The 15,533-nt window shown below is 51.5% G+C and carries 11 protein-coding genes; 3 read left to right on the forward strand and 8 right to left on the reverse strand.

Annotation, left to right across the window (positions count from 1 at the left end):
• Positions 1-15: 15 nt before the first annotated feature.
• The 3 genes from DWZ56_RS06365 to DWZ56_RS06375 form a co-directional block, all read right to left on the reverse strand.
• Positions 16-261 carry a GIY-YIG nuclease family protein gene (locus DWZ56_RS06365; RefSeq protein WP_118555601.1) on the reverse strand — a complete coding sequence of 82 codons (246 nt, stop codon included), beginning with the start codon at positions 259-261 and terminating at the stop codon, positions 16-18.
• A gap of 261 nt (positions 262-522) precedes the next feature.
• A complete protein-coding gene (locus DWZ56_RS06370; RefSeq protein WP_118555542.1) occupies positions 523-2,082 on the reverse strand; it encodes a DUF3794 and LysM peptidoglycan-binding domain-containing protein in 1,560 nt (519 codons plus the stop codon).
• 129 nt (positions 2,083-2,211) lie between these two features.
• The gene (locus tag DWZ56_RS06375; protein ID WP_118555543.1) at positions 2,212-4,323 is read right to left on the reverse strand and encodes a glycoside hydrolase family 3 C-terminal domain-containing protein; all 2,112 of its coding nucleotides are present in this window, start codon (positions 4,321-4,323) and stop codon (positions 2,212-2,214) included.
• 299 nt (positions 4,324-4,622) lie between these two features.
• Here DWZ56_RS06375 and DWZ56_RS06380 point away from each other — a divergent pair, with 299 nt between their 5' ends.
• Both DWZ56_RS06380 and DWZ56_RS06385 read left to right on the forward strand, forming a co-directional pair.
• Positions 4,623-6,836, forward strand: a complete 2,214-nt coding sequence (locus DWZ56_RS06380; protein ID WP_118555544.1) for a ribonucleoside-diphosphate reductase subunit alpha — start codon at positions 4,623-4,625, stop codon at positions 6,834-6,836.
• A gap of 46 nt (positions 6,837-6,882) precedes the next feature.
• Positions 6,883-7,923 (forward strand): ribonucleotide-diphosphate reductase subunit beta, encoded by a 1,041-nt coding sequence (locus DWZ56_RS06385; protein ID WP_118555545.1) that lies wholly within the window; start codon positions 6,883-6,885, stop codon positions 7,921-7,923.
• A gap of 150 nt (positions 7,924-8,073) precedes the next feature.
• Here the strand turns inward: DWZ56_RS06385 and DWZ56_RS06390 are convergent, their stop codons facing one another.
• Complete coding sequence (locus DWZ56_RS06390) at positions 8,074-8,475, reverse strand: protease complex subunit PrcB family protein (protein WP_118555546.1); 402 nt, start codon at positions 8,473-8,475, stop codon at positions 8,074-8,076.
• A 150-nt stretch (positions 8,476-8,625) separates the two neighbouring features.
• Between DWZ56_RS06390 and DWZ56_RS06395 the strand changes: the two genes are divergently transcribed.
• Positions 8,626-9,579: a DMT family transporter gene (locus tag DWZ56_RS06395; protein WP_158584473.1), complete on the forward strand. Its 954-nt coding sequence runs from the start codon at positions 8,626-8,628 to the stop codon at positions 9,577-9,579.
• 8 nt (positions 9,580-9,587) lie between these two features.
• Here DWZ56_RS06395 and DWZ56_RS06400 read toward each other — a convergent pair whose 3' ends face one another.
• From DWZ56_RS06400 to DWZ56_RS06415, 4 genes are all read right to left on the reverse strand, one after another.
• Entirely contained in the window at positions 9,588-10,934 is a 1,347-nt protein-coding gene (locus tag DWZ56_RS06400) for an MATE family efflux transporter (protein WP_176928575.1), read from the reverse strand.
• 327 nt (positions 10,935-11,261) lie between these two features.
• Positions 11,262-12,986, reverse strand: coding sequence for a phospho-sugar mutase (locus DWZ56_RS06405; protein WP_118555548.1), 1,725 nt, complete (start codon positions 12,984-12,986; stop codon positions 11,262-11,264).
• Positions 12,987-13,296: 310 nt separating this feature from the next.
• Positions 13,297-14,142 (reverse strand): Rpn family recombination-promoting nuclease/putative transposase, encoded by an 846-nt coding sequence (locus DWZ56_RS06410; protein ID WP_118555549.1) that lies wholly within the window; start codon positions 14,140-14,142, stop codon positions 13,297-13,299.
• A gap of 369 nt (positions 14,143-14,511) precedes the next feature.
• On the reverse strand, positions 14,512-15,519 hold the full coding sequence (locus DWZ56_RS06415) for a CotS family spore coat protein (protein WP_243095106.1): 1,008 nt from the start codon (positions 15,517-15,519) through the stop codon (positions 14,512-14,514).
• Positions 15,520-15,533 lie beyond the last annotated feature (14 nt).

A 15,533-nucleotide genomic window follows, 5' to 3' on the forward strand; every position in this document is an offset into this window, starting at 1 on the left:
ATGCTTTCGCCCGCTTTACATTGCACTTTGAATCAGCGCCAGCTTCTTTTTCCTGGTGAGCCTCTTAATCTCCCACTCGCGGCGCATCGCTTCCTCTTTGGTATCAAACTGCTCATAATATGCCAGCACAACGGGCCGGCGGGATCTGGTATATTTCGCGCCTTTTCCGCTGTTGTGGTCTTCCACCCGCTTGTCCAGATTGTTTGTCCAGCCCGTGTACAGGCTTTTATCGCTGCATTTTAGGATGTACGTATAGTTCACTCTTTTGTTCTCCCGCATATATTATATTATCAGAGCAAAACATCGCCTGATAAATCCTGCCTGTCTGTTTAAGCCGGATAATCCGCACCGAAATTTCTTATACCATTTCAGACGTTTGACGTCTCCTTTAGCTTCTCTATCCTGACACTGGCAGTGCCGGCCTGCCTGATTTCTTTCGGTGCTTTATGATAGAGAGAGGCTGCTGGAAGCAGTGATACCGCTCCCAGGCCTCTTTACATAAACAGCTGGTCATAAATCGGATCAAAGCTGCTCCACCTGTTTGATCACCAGAAGCCGGTCTCCGGGCTTAACTTCATCAGCCGTCAGCCCATTAGTGGCTTTCAGGGAATTAATCGTCGTATAGAAGCGCTTAGCGATCTTCCACAGGCTGTCTCCGGGCTGTACGATATATCCCACGATTCCAGGCATGCGCTCCAGCTTATCCAGATCCAGATCCTCTTCCCGCACATCAGTTATAACCTCTTCCGCAACTTTTTTCAATACCAGCGCGTCAAATGTGATCACCGCTTTTATCTCCACTTCATCGCCGCCCAGCATCAGCGCATTGAGCTGTTCGAGGCCGGGCTTGAGCTGGAATACACAGGATTCCTCTACACCCTTTGCTTCCACCGTGTAGTTAAACGGGATTGCTCCCCTAAGTGAACGCATCGGCTCCCTGTCATCGCTGGATATGTACAGCAGGCTGACGCAGAGCGCCCCCTCTATGGCGATGCCGTCTTCCACCACCCTGATATCATCGATCTTCACACTGCCGTTGCTGTGGCAGATCTGCAGGACTTTATCCCCGCCTTTGATTTTAAGTTTATCCACAAGTTTATTCTTGGAAGTGTTCTTCATCAACAGGGATTCAAAAAATGCTGTTCCGACTGTGGGGATCAGCTCCTTTACCGGGGAATACACATCATTGAGTATTTCGATGCGCACTTCCTCATAGAGCCGGATATCCAGATCCAATACGGCTTCCAGGGAGATCACCCGATTTTCCCCGTCAAAGTCCGGAATGGCCGTAACCTCTCTGTGAGCCAGCCTCACATCGATGGCCGGGATCATCTCTTCCACACAGTCCGGCAGCTCCAGCACGCCGGAAAAAGCGATGCTCTTCTCCAGCCACTGTATCGGTATATGCTCTTCTTCCCCATTATAGATCGTAAAGAACAAAAGCTCCCCGCGCAGGCTTAACTTTCCGTCCAGCGGCCGGCACTCCATGCCTCTAAGTTCCACATGATTCCACAAAAGCTGATTGATGTTGGGCTTGCTTCCGGGCAGCTCAATCTCTTCCTTCAACCGGTACGTATCGTGCTTCTGCATCGCGATCTGAGTTACATCCAGCTCTTTATTGAGCGAATCAAATTCACCGATGTCCCTGGCCTCCACCGCGGTCTCCTCTTCATACAGCTGTTCCGCTGTCAATGTAAATGTGATGATGGCCTTGACGCTTAATTTTCTGGAATGGATCATCTCCACCGTCAGATCCTCCATCTCCCACTGCGTCTGCAGGCGGTCCCGCTCCTCCAGCTCCTCCATATTCACCAGCTCGTCAAAAGGGATCTCACCGCTCATGCTCTCCAGGCTGCCGGATGCGGGCGTGCTGTAGAGCACGTCAAATTTCAGCTTTCCGGACAGGCTCACCTTATCGTTCATCGGTCTGGATTCGTCCAGCTGCAGTTCCCCCCGGTCCAGTATGATCTGTTCCATATCCATCTTGCTGTCGGGTACATTGAAATCGTCATCCAGCGTAATCTGTGTCACTGTTTTGCCCTTTAGTTTATTCATGTAAATATTCTTTTTTATTAGCTCCATTCTAACCTCCTATATGTCCGTTTCGTCACGCTTGCTATTATTAATATATGTTGCCTGTTTGTTAGCCATGCATGAATCTGAACGGACCCGCTGTTTACAGCGCCAAAAAACAGGAGATTATGCGGATTTTCAGCGCAGCTGCACCGTAAGCGCACACGCTTTCTGCCCTGTCAGCGCCTCCGTCCGGCTGTCGGGCTGGCCTGTGCCGACATACAGCAGGAATCTGCGGCTGTCCACGAACCGCCTGCCGTCTTCATCGACAACCGTAAATGCGGTCGGAGGGACCTGCAGCTCAAAGCGTTTGCTTTCCCCCGGTTCCAGATGGATTCTGACAAATGCGCAAAGGCTGTGGTTTGGCACCGCGTATGCGGACTCTTCATTCTTTATGTACGCCTGAATCACATCATCCGTTCCGTATCTTCCGGTGTTAACTGCCACCCCCCGCACCGTCAGTCCGTCCGTTTCCGATGCTTCCCCGTCAGGACGGACGTCCCGGATCTCAGTCCTGCCATAGGTTAATCCATAACCAAAGGGATAGAGCGGCTCTTTCTCCAGGTATCGATAAGTCCTCCCCTTCATGGAGTAATCTTCAAAATCAGGGAAACCTTCCAGACTGCGGTAAAATGTGACGGGCAGCTTGCCGGAGGGCGAGCTGTTTCCAAACAGGATATCAGCGGCCGCCCTGCCTCCTCTCGCGCCGGGATACCACAGCTGCAGAACCGCATTTGCATGGCTGTCCGCATAGTTTAAGTCTATGGCACTGCCGCTCATCAGGCACAGCACCACCGGTCTGCCGCAGCCGCATACGGCCTCAAGAAGCTCACGCTGCGGACCGGGCAGATAAAGATCCGGTTTATCCCCGCACATACTGCTGTTTGCACCGTCCATTTCCTCGCCTTCCAATGTCTCATCCAGCCCCAGGCACAGAACCACCACATCGCTGTGCTCCGCCACAGTAAGCGCCTCCGAAATCCTGTCCTGCGGCCACGCCAGGGATTCCACCCTGTCGCGAAACAGGTGACAGCCCTCGGAATAATAAACGCGGATATCGCTCCCCACCTCATCCTGGATGCCTTCCAGCAGTGTGATATAGCGGGAGGATGTGCCATGGTAATTCCCGATCAGAGCGGCCCGGCTGTCCGCATTAGGCCCAATGACGCCGATTGTCCGGATCTCGTCCTTTTTAAGCGGCAGGATTCCGTCATTCTTAAGCAGCACCATGCTTTCCTCTGCCATTTTCTGCGCCAGTTTAAGATGTTCCGGGCACTCAACCGCTTCATAGGGAATGCGGTCAAATTCCGTCTCATCAAAACATCCCAGAAGAAACCGGGTGGTAAAGAGCCGTTGAGCCGCACGGGTAATGTCCTCTTCCGTCACCAGCCCGTCCTGATATGCTTTCAGGATATGCAGATACGTGCTGCCGCAGTTCACATCGCATCCTGCCTTCAGGGCCATGGCCGCAGATTCCTCCGCCGTATCGGTCACCCCGTGGTTCATATGGAAATCCTTGATGGCCCAGCAGTCCGAAACGAAATGTCCTTCGAACCGCCAGTCCCCTCTTAAGATATCCTGAATCAGCGTTTTGCTGCCGCAGCAGGGCTCTCCGTTAGTCCTGTTATAAGCCCCCATCACCGCTTCCACACCGGCCTCTTTCACGCAGGCTTCAAAAGCCGGCAGATAAGTTTCATAGAGGTCCTTTTTACCGGCCCTTGCGTCAAACTGATGGCGCAGGCCCTCCGGCCCCGAATGAACCGCATAATGTTTGGCACAGGCAGCTGTTTTTAAGTACTCCCCGTTCCCCTGCAGCCCTTTGACATAAGCCACGCCCAGCCTGGAGGTCAGATACGGGTCTTCTCCGTAGGTTTCATGGCCGCGCCCCCATCTCGGATCCCGGAAGATATTGATATTGGGGGACCAGAAGGTCAGCCCCTTATAGATATCCCGGTCCCCTCTCCTGGAGGATTCATTGTACTTCGCCCTGGCTTCCGTGGATACCGCGTCCCCAACTTTTTCAAGCAGCCCCTCATCAAATGCGGCCGCCATGCCGATGGCCTGGGGAAAGCTGGTCGCCACACCGGCCCTTGCGACTCCGTGAAGCGCTTCGTTCCACCAATTATAGGCCGGTATGCCCAGCCTCTTAATTGGAGGCGCATCATATCTCAATTGGGATGCCCGTTCCTCCAGTGTCATTTTGGCCACCAGTTCCCTGGCGGCAGCCTTTGCACGTTCTCTGTCTCTCATTTTATACCTCCTCATCAAAAATTTATAAACGGCGCTGTAATTCCATGCAGTGTTCTGTATTCATTCTATCAGATCCGGTAAAATTTTAACAGTACTGACAGCGGGAGGTTTACGGCAGCTGAAAACAGTAACACCTTGTGCCGGATCATCCGGTATAATATTGAAAAAATGTTGCACAATACTATTAATTGTGTTATTCTTAATTCCTAACACTATATTTAGTGGTTTGAGATCTGTCATACCCTGTATCTATTGCCATGCAGGCATACTCTGTGTGCTGAACAGTGAAAGGAACTTATATGGAATTATCAATTGAGTGTACGCTGAATAAAATATCACGGGACTTCGATCAGTCCCTTTACCCTCTAAGTCAGCTGCTTGAAAAACAGCAAAGCTTTGCCAAAGGAGTACGGGAGCCTGAAAGGCAGGCGGCGCTGTTCGCGCAGGCCGCCGCAGAACTTACCACCCAGGAGGCACCGGGCTGGGAATTCATAGCGGCGCGTTTTCGCATGCTGCAGTTTAAAACAGAGCTTCAGCCTGTTCTAAAAGCCCTTGGCATCTGCCGCTTCAGTGACAAGCTTCGCTATCTGGCCAAAGAGGGCCTTTACGGACAGTATATACTGGAGAATTATACTCCGGAAGAACTCGATACAAGCTTTGGCTTTATCGAGGAGAGCAGGGACGAACTGCTCACCTATTCTTCACTGGATCTTCTTCTGAAGCGCTATGTCATACAGGACCACGGCCATCAGCCCCTGGAAACCGTGCAGGAAATGTTTCTGGGTATCGCGCTGCACCTGGCCATGCAGGAGACTGACCGCCGTCTGGAATGGGTGCGGGGATTTTATGACATGTTAAGCACCCTGAAGGTGACTATGGCCACGCCCACCCTGTCCAACGCCCGCAAGCCCTATCATCAGCTGTCCTCCTGTTTCATCGATACAGTTCCCGACAGCCTGACCGGCATCTATCAAAGCATCGGCAATTTTGCCCAGGTCAGCAAATTTGGAGGCGGCATGGGACTCTATTTCGGCAAAGTCCGCGCCAGCGGCAGCGATATACGCGGTTTTTCAGGGGCTGCAGGAGGCGTGCTGCGCTGGATCAAGCTCGCCAACGATACCGCCGTGGCCGTAGACCAGCTGGGCATGCGGCAGGGAGCCGTGGCTGTCTATCTGGACGCCTGGCACCGGGATCTGCCGGAATTTCTGATGCTTCGGACCAACAACGGTGACGACCGTATGAAGGCCCACGATGTATTCCCTGCCGTCTGCTATCCGGATTATTTCTGGAAAATGGCCAGAGAAAATATCGGGGGTGACTGGTACCTCATGTGTCCCCATGAGATCCTGAAAGCCAGAGGTTATGCGCTGGAGGATAGCTTCGGGGAAGAATGGGAGAAAAGATATCTGGAATGCGTGCAGGACCCTGCCATCGAAAAACGCGTAATCCCCATAAAGGATCTGATACGGCTGATCATAAAAAGTGCTGCGGAGACCGGTACGCCCTTCGCATTTAACAGGGACACGGTCAACCGCATGAACCCCAATGGCCATCAGGGGATCATCTACTGCAGCAATCTGTGCACGGAAATCGCACAGAATACTTCCGCCATGGAGCAGATCTCTCAAACCGTACAGACCGCGGATGGCGAGACCGTAGTCATCACCGCTGTCCGGCCGGGGGATTTCGTAGTCTGCAACCTGGCCAGCCTCTGTCTCGGCCAGATCGATGTAAACGATGTTAAGGAGCTGCATGACGTCACCCGCCTGGCGGTACGAGCGCTGGACAATGTGATCGATCTTAATTTTTTCCCCCTGCCTTATGCTAAGCTCACCAGCCATGCCTACCGGCCGGTGGGTCTGGGCATCAGCGGCTATCATCACATGCTGGCTAAACAGGGCATCGCCTGGGAGTCGGAAGCGCATCTTGCGTTTGCTGACCGCGTCCTGGAGGAAATCAACTATGCCGCCATCCGCTCCAGCTGTGAATTTGCGGCGGAAAAGGGCTGCTATCCGTATTTTGAGGGCAGCGACTGGCGGACCGGCGCTTATTTTATCAAAAGGGGATATGCATCGGGCCGCTGGGCAGCCCTAAGAGAGGATGTGGCGGCCCGCGGAATGCGCAACGGCTATCTGCTGGCCGTAGCGCCCACAAGCAGCACCAGCGTAATCGCCGGAACCACCGCGGGCATCGATCCTGTCCTGCAGCGCTTTTATCTGGAGGAGAAAAAAGACGGCCTGTTCCCCAGGGTGGCGCCGGATCTGTCCATGTCCACCTTCTGGCTATATAAAAATGCACATTACATCGATCAGACCTGGTCTTTGCGCGCCTGCGCCGTGCGGCAGCGCCACATCGATCAGGCGCAGAGCATGAATCTGTACATCACCAACGACTACACCTTCCGGCGCATACTGGACCTATATCTGATGGCCTGGGAGCTGGGCGTTAAAACAGTCTACTATATCCGTTCCAGAAGCCTGGAAGTGGAGGAATGCGAAGTATGCTCCAGCTGATGGAAGTGAGTCAGGAAATATACCAGGAACAGGAGAAGAAGGAGTTATGGAACTGAAAAAGAAGCTCTTATTCAACCCGGACGGGGACACCGATCCGGGCAGCCGCCGGATCATCGGCGGCAACACCACCAATCTGAACGATTTTAATAATATGAAATATCAATGGGCCTCAGGCTGGTACCGCCAGGCCATGAACAATTTCTGGATACCGGAAGAAATCAATCTGGGCGCGGATGTAAAGGATTATATGCTCCTGTCGGCGGATGAGCGCAGGGCTTATGATAAGATCCTGTCCTTTCTCGTCTTTCTCGACAGCATCCAGACCGCCAACCTGCCTTCCATCGGAGGCTATATCACGGCGAATGAGGTCAATCTCTGTCTGACCATTCAGGCCTTTCAGGAAGCGGTCCACAGCCAGAGCTACAGCTATATGCTGGATACGATCTGTGAGCCCCAGAAACGCATGGAGGTGCTCTACCAGTGGAAAGAGGATGAACATCTGCTCGCGCGCAACACGTTCATCGGCAGCCTCTACAATGAATTCCAGGAACACCATTCAGCCGAGACACTCGCGAAGGTGCTGGTGGCCAATTACATCCTGGAGGGCATCTATTTCTACAGCGGCTTCATGTTCTTTTACAACTTGGCCCGAAACCGCAGGATGCCGGGCTCCGTTCAGGAAATCCGCTATATCAACCGGGATGAGAACACCCATCTGTGGCTGTTCTCCAATATCCTGTCGGAACTGCGCAGGGAAGAGCCTTCCCTGTTCACACCGGATAAGGAGTCCCTCTACCGGGACATGATCGCGGAAGGCTGCCGCCAGGAAATCGCCTGGGGGCAGTATGTCATAGGCGACTCCATACCGGGCCTGACCCGCGGCATGCTGACGGACTATATACAGTATCTGGGCAACCTGCGCTGCCGCAATCTGCATCTGGAGCCGATTTATGAACGCAATCTCAATGAACCGGAAAATATGCGCTGGGTCAGCCAATACAGCAATGCCAACCTGATTAAGACCGATTTCTTTGAGGCAAAAAGCACGGCCTATGCCAAAAGCGGCGCATTGAAAGACGATCTGTAAACAGCGTTTCCGAAAAAGCGATGTGCGCCCGGCACACATTTGGACACATCCTGCCGCCAGGCACAGGCCGGCAGGTGGACGTAAAAGGGCAGCAGTGATTACCGTTTCCGGCATTCACTGCTGCCCTCTCTTTCACCGTTGCTGATGTGCTCAGTCGAAGATGACCTGTTCCTCCCTGTACGGTATCTTGATCACGATAAACGGATAGGAGGGTGTGGCCGATACGTCCTCGCCCTTCTTCGGCCCCAGAAGCTCCGTATCTATGTAGATCGCGTCCTTTGTCAGATACATATCCTTCACCTGGATGCTGTAGCCTCCGGTAGCCTGTTCCCCGTATCCCGCCACGAGATAAAGGAATTCCGCGTCGGAATAGGTCAGCCGGAATTCCGACTGTTTCTTGCTGTCAATCAGCGTCCGCAGCTCCTGCGGGATTTCTTCCTCCGCCACCACCGTAAATTCCAGATCTTCTGTTTTCTCCGGCTTATCGGCGCTGCTGCAGCCGGTCAGACACAGGATAACGGCCAGAATAAGAACCATTATTTTTCGATACATAGGCATTTTCCTGACTTATGTTTATTACCTATTGTATGCGCCATCCTGCTTGCGTATAACCCTTAAACAGTATTTATGTGCTGCTTGCCCGCCTGATATACAGGTGCTATAATAATGGGATATATCCTATGTCACGGAGGCAGAAAAGTTATGAACAGGAAAGTTGAAACAATTTTCACCAGCAAAAAGGCTGTCATCCCCGCCGCAATTTTATGCACTCTGCTCTGGGGGAGCGCCTTTCCCTGTGTTAAAACAGGCTATGCCATGTTCTCCATCGAAAGCTCCGATACCTTCTCCATACTGCTGTTTGCCGGATGCCGTTTCTTTCTGGCCGGTCTTCTCACCCTCTGCGTATCCCGCATTTTAAACCGCAGGCTCATCCAGCCGGACCGCAGCAATCTGAAGGGGGTTCTCCTGCTGTCCCTGTTTCAGACTTTCTCCTCTTACTTTTTATACTACATCAGCCTCGCGCATCTGACCGGCGCCAAGGGAGCGATTCTAAACTCCACGAACATATTTTTCGCAGTCATCCTGTCTCATTTCTGTTTTGCGGATGACAAGGTAACGCTGCGCAAATTCATAGGCTGTGCGGTGGGCTTTGCCGGCGTCATCCTGGTGAATCTGTCCAGAGGAGGACTTGCCCTCTCCTTTACCCTTTCCGGAGAAGGCTTCATGATTCTGTCCGCCGGACTCTATGCCGCCGGAAATGTGATCTGTAAAAAGCTGAAAGGGAGCATGGAGCCGGTCTCTTTAAACGGCTGGCAGCTGTCCATAGGCGGGCTGCTCCTGATCCTGACCGGCCTTGCGGGAGGAGGACGCCTCCGCTTGACCTCTCCCTTCGGCGTACTCCTGCTGGCTTATATGGTATTTATCTCAGCCACGGCATTTACGCTCTGGTACCTGCTGATCACGTATCATCCTGTGGGCAGCATATCGATCTTCAACTTCCTGACACCTGTGTTCGGGACGCTGCTCTCCGGCATTTTTCTTCATGAAAATGTGCTGACGCCGGCCAATCTGACCGCCCTGATCTGCGTATGTCTGGGCATTTTCATCGTAAACCTTACCGCCCCGAAGCCTGCCGGGCCGGGCGGCAAACTATAGAGCGTCCGTTACACCACGGTGCTTGTTTTCCATTTACCGCTTAAATAATAGATCACCGCAATGACTGCGGCGCCGAGGCTGCCTAAGGGCGCACCAAGGCCGATCCCTAAAAGGCCCATATCAAGCGCCATGCCAAAAAGCAGCGCGAAGGGAATACGAAATCCCAGTGCGGACAGAATACCGTTGACCGATGCGAAGGTCGTGTGCCCCGCGCCAGTGATCAGGCCGTTTAAGCAGAATACAAAGGGCGCTATGATGTAGTCAAAGGTAAAGCTCTTCATATAGGTGACGCCGCAGGCTATCATCTCCGGGTCCTTGTCAAACAGTTCGATGATCTGCGCAGGAAATATCCTGGCGAGCACAAAGATCGGCAGGCTGATTGCCATCGCCAGCGCAGTGCCGATATGAAAGGTCTTTCTGGCCCGTTCCACCTCTCCCGCGCCTATGTTCTGCGCCGCTACGGCTGAGATGGAGGAGCCCACCGCGATAGCCGGAAGTATCGCGAAGCTGTTGAATTTGCCGACCACGCCCACCGCTGCGCTGGCACTCACTCCAAATCCGTTCACCAGTGTGGTCAGCACCAGGAAGGATACATTGGTGATCATGTTCTGGATAGAAGTGGGAATCCCCACTTTCATAAGAGTTGCAAACCTGTCCTTTTTAAAGCAGAAGGAACTGATCTTAAAGTCGAAGATGAAGTCCGCCTTCTTAAGGTACAGGATGCATAAAAGCATGCTGATGGCCTGTGAGACCACGGTCGCGATTGCCGCTCCTTTTGCTTCCATTCGGAAAACACCTACCAGAAGCAGATCCAGAAATATGTTGCAGACACAGGCGATGGCCACGAAATACAGCGGCCGTTTGCTGTCTCCCATGCCTCTCATAATCGCGCTTAAAGCATTGTAGCCGAAGATGAACACAGTTCCCATGATCGTGATATCCAGATAGCTTCTGGCCTGGGCAAAGGACTCCGCTGGCGTCTGGATCAGCTTTAAGATCTGGTCGGAAACAAGAAGCATCACAGTGGTCATCAGCACTGCGGCCGCGATCAGGGAGGTCAGCAGCGTTCCGATGCACTCCCGGACCGCCTTGCGGTCCCCGCACCCTAAAAACTGCGCGATCACCACCGTGCCTCCCACGCTGAGGCCAATCACCAGATTGGTCATCAGAAACGTGACTTGTCCCCCAATATTGACGCCTGATATCCCCACCGGGCCGCAGAAACGGCCTACGATCAACATATCCGCCACATTATAGAGGGACTGGATCAGATTGGACAGCATAAAAGGCAGCGCGAACAGGATCAGCTGCTTCACCACACTGCCTTCCGTTAGATTCTTTTCAATTTTACTCATCGGTATCACTCTTCCTATCGTTATAAAATCTGTTAGCATACGAACCAATTGCGGTCCATCTGCCATATGGGATGCAGTGATGTATTATAACATGTCTGAATCCGCATGTAAATACCGTCTTTCACCTCTTTGATACCCGGTTACTGTTCATACGCTGCTTTATCGGCAGCGTGTGAACAGTAACGATACCCGTTTTCTTTTATTTTATATTAAACAGGCGCAGCAGCATATTTCATGCGACGCAAAGTCAGCCGGATCAAAAGAGAATCCGGCCGACGCTTTTTATTTATGCAATAATTCATATAAAACAGGAAATTCAAAACGCCCTTATTTGATCAGCGCTTCCACCATTTCGCCCAGCTCGTCGGATTTTTTCTCGGCATCCTCCAGTGAGGTTCCCTTTACACCGTAATACAGCTTAATCTTGGGCTCGGTACCGGACGGTCTTACGCACAGCCATGCATTGTCCGGCAGGTCATAGTAGAGCACATTGGAGCTGGGAAGGCCGGTAGAGGTCACTTCGCCGGTCTCCATGTTGCGGACCGTGTCTTTCTTATAATCCCTTGCGGACAGCACCTTATAGGAACCGATCTGCTCAGGCGTATTATTTCTTAAGGTCTCCATGATTTCCTGGATCTTCGCCAGCCCTTCAATGCCTTTAAGGGTGATGGACTTAACGGCATCCTTATAATAGCCGTATTTCTCATACATATCGATCATGGCATCCCACAGAGTCTTGCCCTGTGTCCTGTAATAAGCAGCAGCTTCGCACAGCGCCATAGTCGCTACGATGGCATCCTTATCCCTGGCATGTGTGCCAATCAGACAGCCGTAGCTTTCTTCGAATCCGAACAAATAGGTGCCCTTTCCTGTAGTCTCGAAATTCAGGATCTGCTGCCCGATAAATTTAAATCCGGTCAGAACTTCAATCAGACGTATATTATAGTGGCTGGCAATCGCATCCGCCAGGTTGGAAGTAACGATGGTCTTAATCAGAGCGCCGTCTGAAGGCAGGCCTTGTTTTTCCTTGATCTGGCTGATTTCGTACTCCGCCAGCAGACAGCCGGACATGTTGCCTGTCAGGGTGATATATTCACCGCTCTTTGTATCCTTTACATATACGCCTAGACGGTCCGCATCCGGATCGGTGGCCAGCACCAGGTCCGCATCCTTTTCTTTGGCCAGAGCAAGAGCCAGAGTAAAGGCCTCCGCCGCCTCCGGATTCGGATAGCTGACTGTGGGGAATTCACCGTCAGGAAGCTCCTGCTCCGGCACCACATAGACGTTTTCAAACCCGATTTCTTTCAGCACCCTTCTGGCAGGGATATTGCCGGTTCCGTGAAGGGGGGTATAAACGATCTTAAGCTCTTTACCCATTGCCTTAATCGCTTCCGGATTCTTTACCTGTTTCTTCAGTTCTGCGATATAAGCATCGTCGATTTCCGCTCCGATCACCTGGTAGAGTCCCGCGGCCACCGCAGCCTGCTTGTCCATCGTCTTAACGGTATTAAAATCGGTAACAGCCTTCACCTCTGCCATAATTCCCGTATCATGAGGAGGGGTGATCTGCGCGCCGTCCTCCCAGTAAACCTTATATCCGTTATATTCCGGCGGATTATGGCTGGCAGTGATATTGATGCCGGCGATGCAGCCAAGCTTTCTGACCGCATAGGAAAGCTCCGGTGTAGGGCGCAAGCTTTCAAACACATATGCCTTGATGCCGTTAGCTCCCAGGCACAGCGCAGCTTCATCCGCAAACTCCGGCGACATACGTCTGGAGTCATATGCGATAGCAACGCCCTTTTCCGCTTTGCCCACCTTCAGGATATAATTCGCAAGACCCTGTGTAGCCTTGCGCACAGTATAGATATTCATTCGGTTTAAACCGGCACCGATCACGCCGCGAAGGCCGGCCGTGCCGAATTCAAGCTCTGTGTAAAATCTTTCTTTTATCTCATTCTCATCATCTTTGATACTCAAGAGTTCATCTCTGGTAGCCTGGTCGAAATATTCATTGGAAAGCCATTCTTCATACAAATTCCTGTAATCCATAAACAATCCTCCTGCTTAATCAGGCCCGCTTCACACCCCGAAGCAAGCCCTCTATTCTTTATCCTCTATTATATTATAAATAACCAAAAAGAGAAAGAAGTTTTTTTGTATTCCTGAGAGCAGCGCGGCCCAACATTCACAAGCACTCTCCGGGGAGCTTGCTCATCGGAGAGTGCTTGTGAATGTTGGGCCATGGGGCGACAGCCCCAAGCGAGGGAGATGTCCCTCCTCCCGAGCTGTGCGCTGCGAAGCCGCGGGATGCCACAATCAAACTCCCCCTCCGGCTCACCAGCGCCTCCGATCCCCCATCTCACCCCCAATACTTTTCCAACCACATCTCCGCCTCATCCTCCGACAGTTCAAAGCGTTTCTGCAGCTTCACCAGCACACGCTCCCTCGGTATATTTTCCTCACGATTATCGCAGATAAAAGCCTGTATTCCCTTTTCCATCCCAATCATAATTCCCTCGTTTCTTTCCTCCTCCAATATCCTACACATAATCTCCACTCCTTCCTTCTGCTCCTTCAAATATCTTACCTTCCTAACCACATTCGGAAACACCTCTGTCTGATAATCGCTGTCCGACTTTTTCATATACCTAAGCAGTTCATCAATCCTCTCATCCTCACACCCATATGTCAGATTCGCATACACCTCATGAACTCCGTTATCCGTTACCGTCCCCCGGCTCCTGACCACTCTGTCTATATAACAAATCCCCGTCTTCTGATTCAGAAAATCCTTCTCCGTAATAAATATCAGATACAGCTCCGGCAGTTCCTCATACGGACACCCTTTTTCCAAAAAGCTCATATCCATACTCGCCTGATAATATCTGGCCCGTCTTTGATGGTCTTCATCCTCCGAAACCTGCATCTCAATATTTACCATCCTGCCGTCCGTATCCTCGGCCAGCACATCCAGAACGACCGATCGGTTCTCTATATTCCGGATCGAATACTGTGTTTTAACGTCCTTCACCACTAATGACGGATGCCCCAGCAATATCCGGATCACTTCCTGGCACGCTTCCTTATCCTCCAGCACCTTACAGAAAAATATATCGCTGGTCAGTTGAAACCTGCGCACCTTATTTCTTCTCTCCTCATAACTATCCATCCTGTTCCCGCAATAAGACTCTTGATCTGTCCCCATACTGCTCCTCCCTCCTATGGCAGGAGCCTGTTTCTTTCCGCCTGCCATATCATAAATGAATGTTAATTGAAAAATATGGCAGAATATGCCGGCCGCTGTTACCACAGCAAAGAACGAAACAGAAAATAATGTTCTGAAACGAACATCGATTTATATCACTATTATAATCTCACCTTTTAAAATTCTCAACACTTTTTTCCTAATTCTATACTCTATGTCACTGTACACAGTTACCGCAAAGTTTCCACACAAAGCAGGGCAGGGTATATTCTTACCAAGAACCCATTCCCAACAATTACACAAAAACAGAGGCTGTGCACCAAACATTCCGTGCAGCAGCCCCCGATATACACCTTTTTTCCATCACCTTCAGCTTCCCGTTTTTCCGGCAAACCCGGTGTGCTCTCTCATCCAGTCCAGGAATTTCTGGCGTTCTTTTGCCTGTATCTCCAGCTTCTGCAGTTTCTCCACATTTCTGCCGGGAATCCAGGCTTTATTCGCATTGAAATAATAATTGATCTGCTTCCAGTACTTTTCCGGATACAGAAACAGAACATAAAGATATTCATATTCCTGCTCTGTGATCGGCAGTATGCGCTGATAAGCTTCCAGCATTGATTTTCCAAGCCCCAGATCCCAGTCATGCTTTTCCATAATCTTGCGCATGAAATGATAGAGATCCCATATCTGTACGCCCAGATGCATGCGCGAAAAATCCGTGACCGCCACATAACGGGCTCCCACCAGGATATGGTGGTGGGTATAATCCCCGTGGCACAGCATGGGCTCCGGCATGCTATCCATGCAGCGCAGAAGACACAGCGCCTCCTCCGCCTGCCGGTAGCTGGAATCAAAGCTCTGCAATACCATTAATTCAAACTGCGATTTATTTTTCGTGTTCCGGATAAACATCCTGGCACGCCGAAGTTCTGTATTATGTTTTTCATACTCCCGCCTTAACGATATGGGCATACAAAAGTCCGCCGGACAGATATCCGCCATATTGATACCGCGAAGCGCCTTGTGAAGCACTGCCAGCTCTTTCACCCCCAGAATGATTTCCGATGGATTTTTAACATCACATTCTTTTCCGTCAAACCAGTCCTTAAGCACGTAACGGGTTCCGTCACTATCCTCTGTCACTAATTTCTGATCTATGGATCTCACATATTTATCCACATAGAGATTCCCTCTAAGCTCCAGCCCGGACAGCACTTTGTCTTCAAACATAATCCTGTTTTCTCCGGCAGTGCACTCTTTTAATAATTTTAGTCCCTTATCTGTCTCGCAGATGACAGCACCGCGCCCGCGCCTGGTGGCTGCGACACGCAAATCATATTGGGTTAAACAAAGAGTCCCCCGCTCGTTCACGACCATCCCTCCATCCTAAC

Origin of the sequence: Lachnotalea sp. AF33-28 (assembly GCF_003477885.1) — a bacterium.
Taxonomy (GTDB): domain Bacteria; phylum Bacillota; class Clostridia; order Lachnospirales; family Lachnospiraceae; genus AF33-28.

Excerpts from the sequence above, each read along its gene's own strand:
- DWZ56_RS06370 (WP_118555542.1), bottom strand. The coding sequence starts at position 2,082 with ATGGAGCTAATAAAAAAGAATATTTACATGAATAAACTAAAGGGCAAA.
- DWZ56_RS06375 (WP_118555543.1), bottom strand. The coding sequence starts at position 4,323 with ATGAGAGACAGAGAACGTGCAAAGGCTGCCGCCAGGGAACTGGTGGCC.
- DWZ56_RS06380 (WP_118555544.1), top strand. The coding sequence starts at position 4,623 with ATGGAATTATCAATTGAGTGTACGCTGAATAAAATATCACGGGACTTC.
- DWZ56_RS06385 (WP_118555545.1), top strand. The coding sequence starts at position 6,883 with ATGGAACTGAAAAAGAAGCTCTTATTCAACCCGGACGGGGACACCGAT.
- DWZ56_RS06390 (WP_118555546.1), bottom strand. The coding sequence starts at position 8,475 with ATGTATCGAAAAATAATGGTTCTTATTCTGGCCGTTATCCTGTGTCTG.
- DWZ56_RS06395 (WP_158584473.1), top strand. The coding sequence starts at position 8,626 with ATGAACAGGAAAGTTGAAACAATTTTCACCAGCAAAAAGGCTGTCATC.
- DWZ56_RS06400 (WP_176928575.1), bottom strand. The coding sequence starts at position 10,934 with ATGAGTAAAATTGAAAAGAATCTAACGGAAGGCAGTGTGGTGAAGCAG.
- DWZ56_RS06405 (WP_118555548.1), bottom strand. The coding sequence starts at position 12,986 with ATGGATTACAGGAATTTGTATGAAGAATGGCTTTCCAATGAATATTTC.
- DWZ56_RS06410 (WP_118555549.1), bottom strand. The coding sequence starts at position 14,142 with ATGGGGACAGATCAAGAGTCTTATTGCGGGAACAGGATGGATAGTTAT.
- DWZ56_RS06415 (WP_243095106.1), bottom strand. The coding sequence starts at position 15,519 with ATGGTCGTGAACGAGCGGGGGACTCTTTGTTTAACCCAATATGATTTG.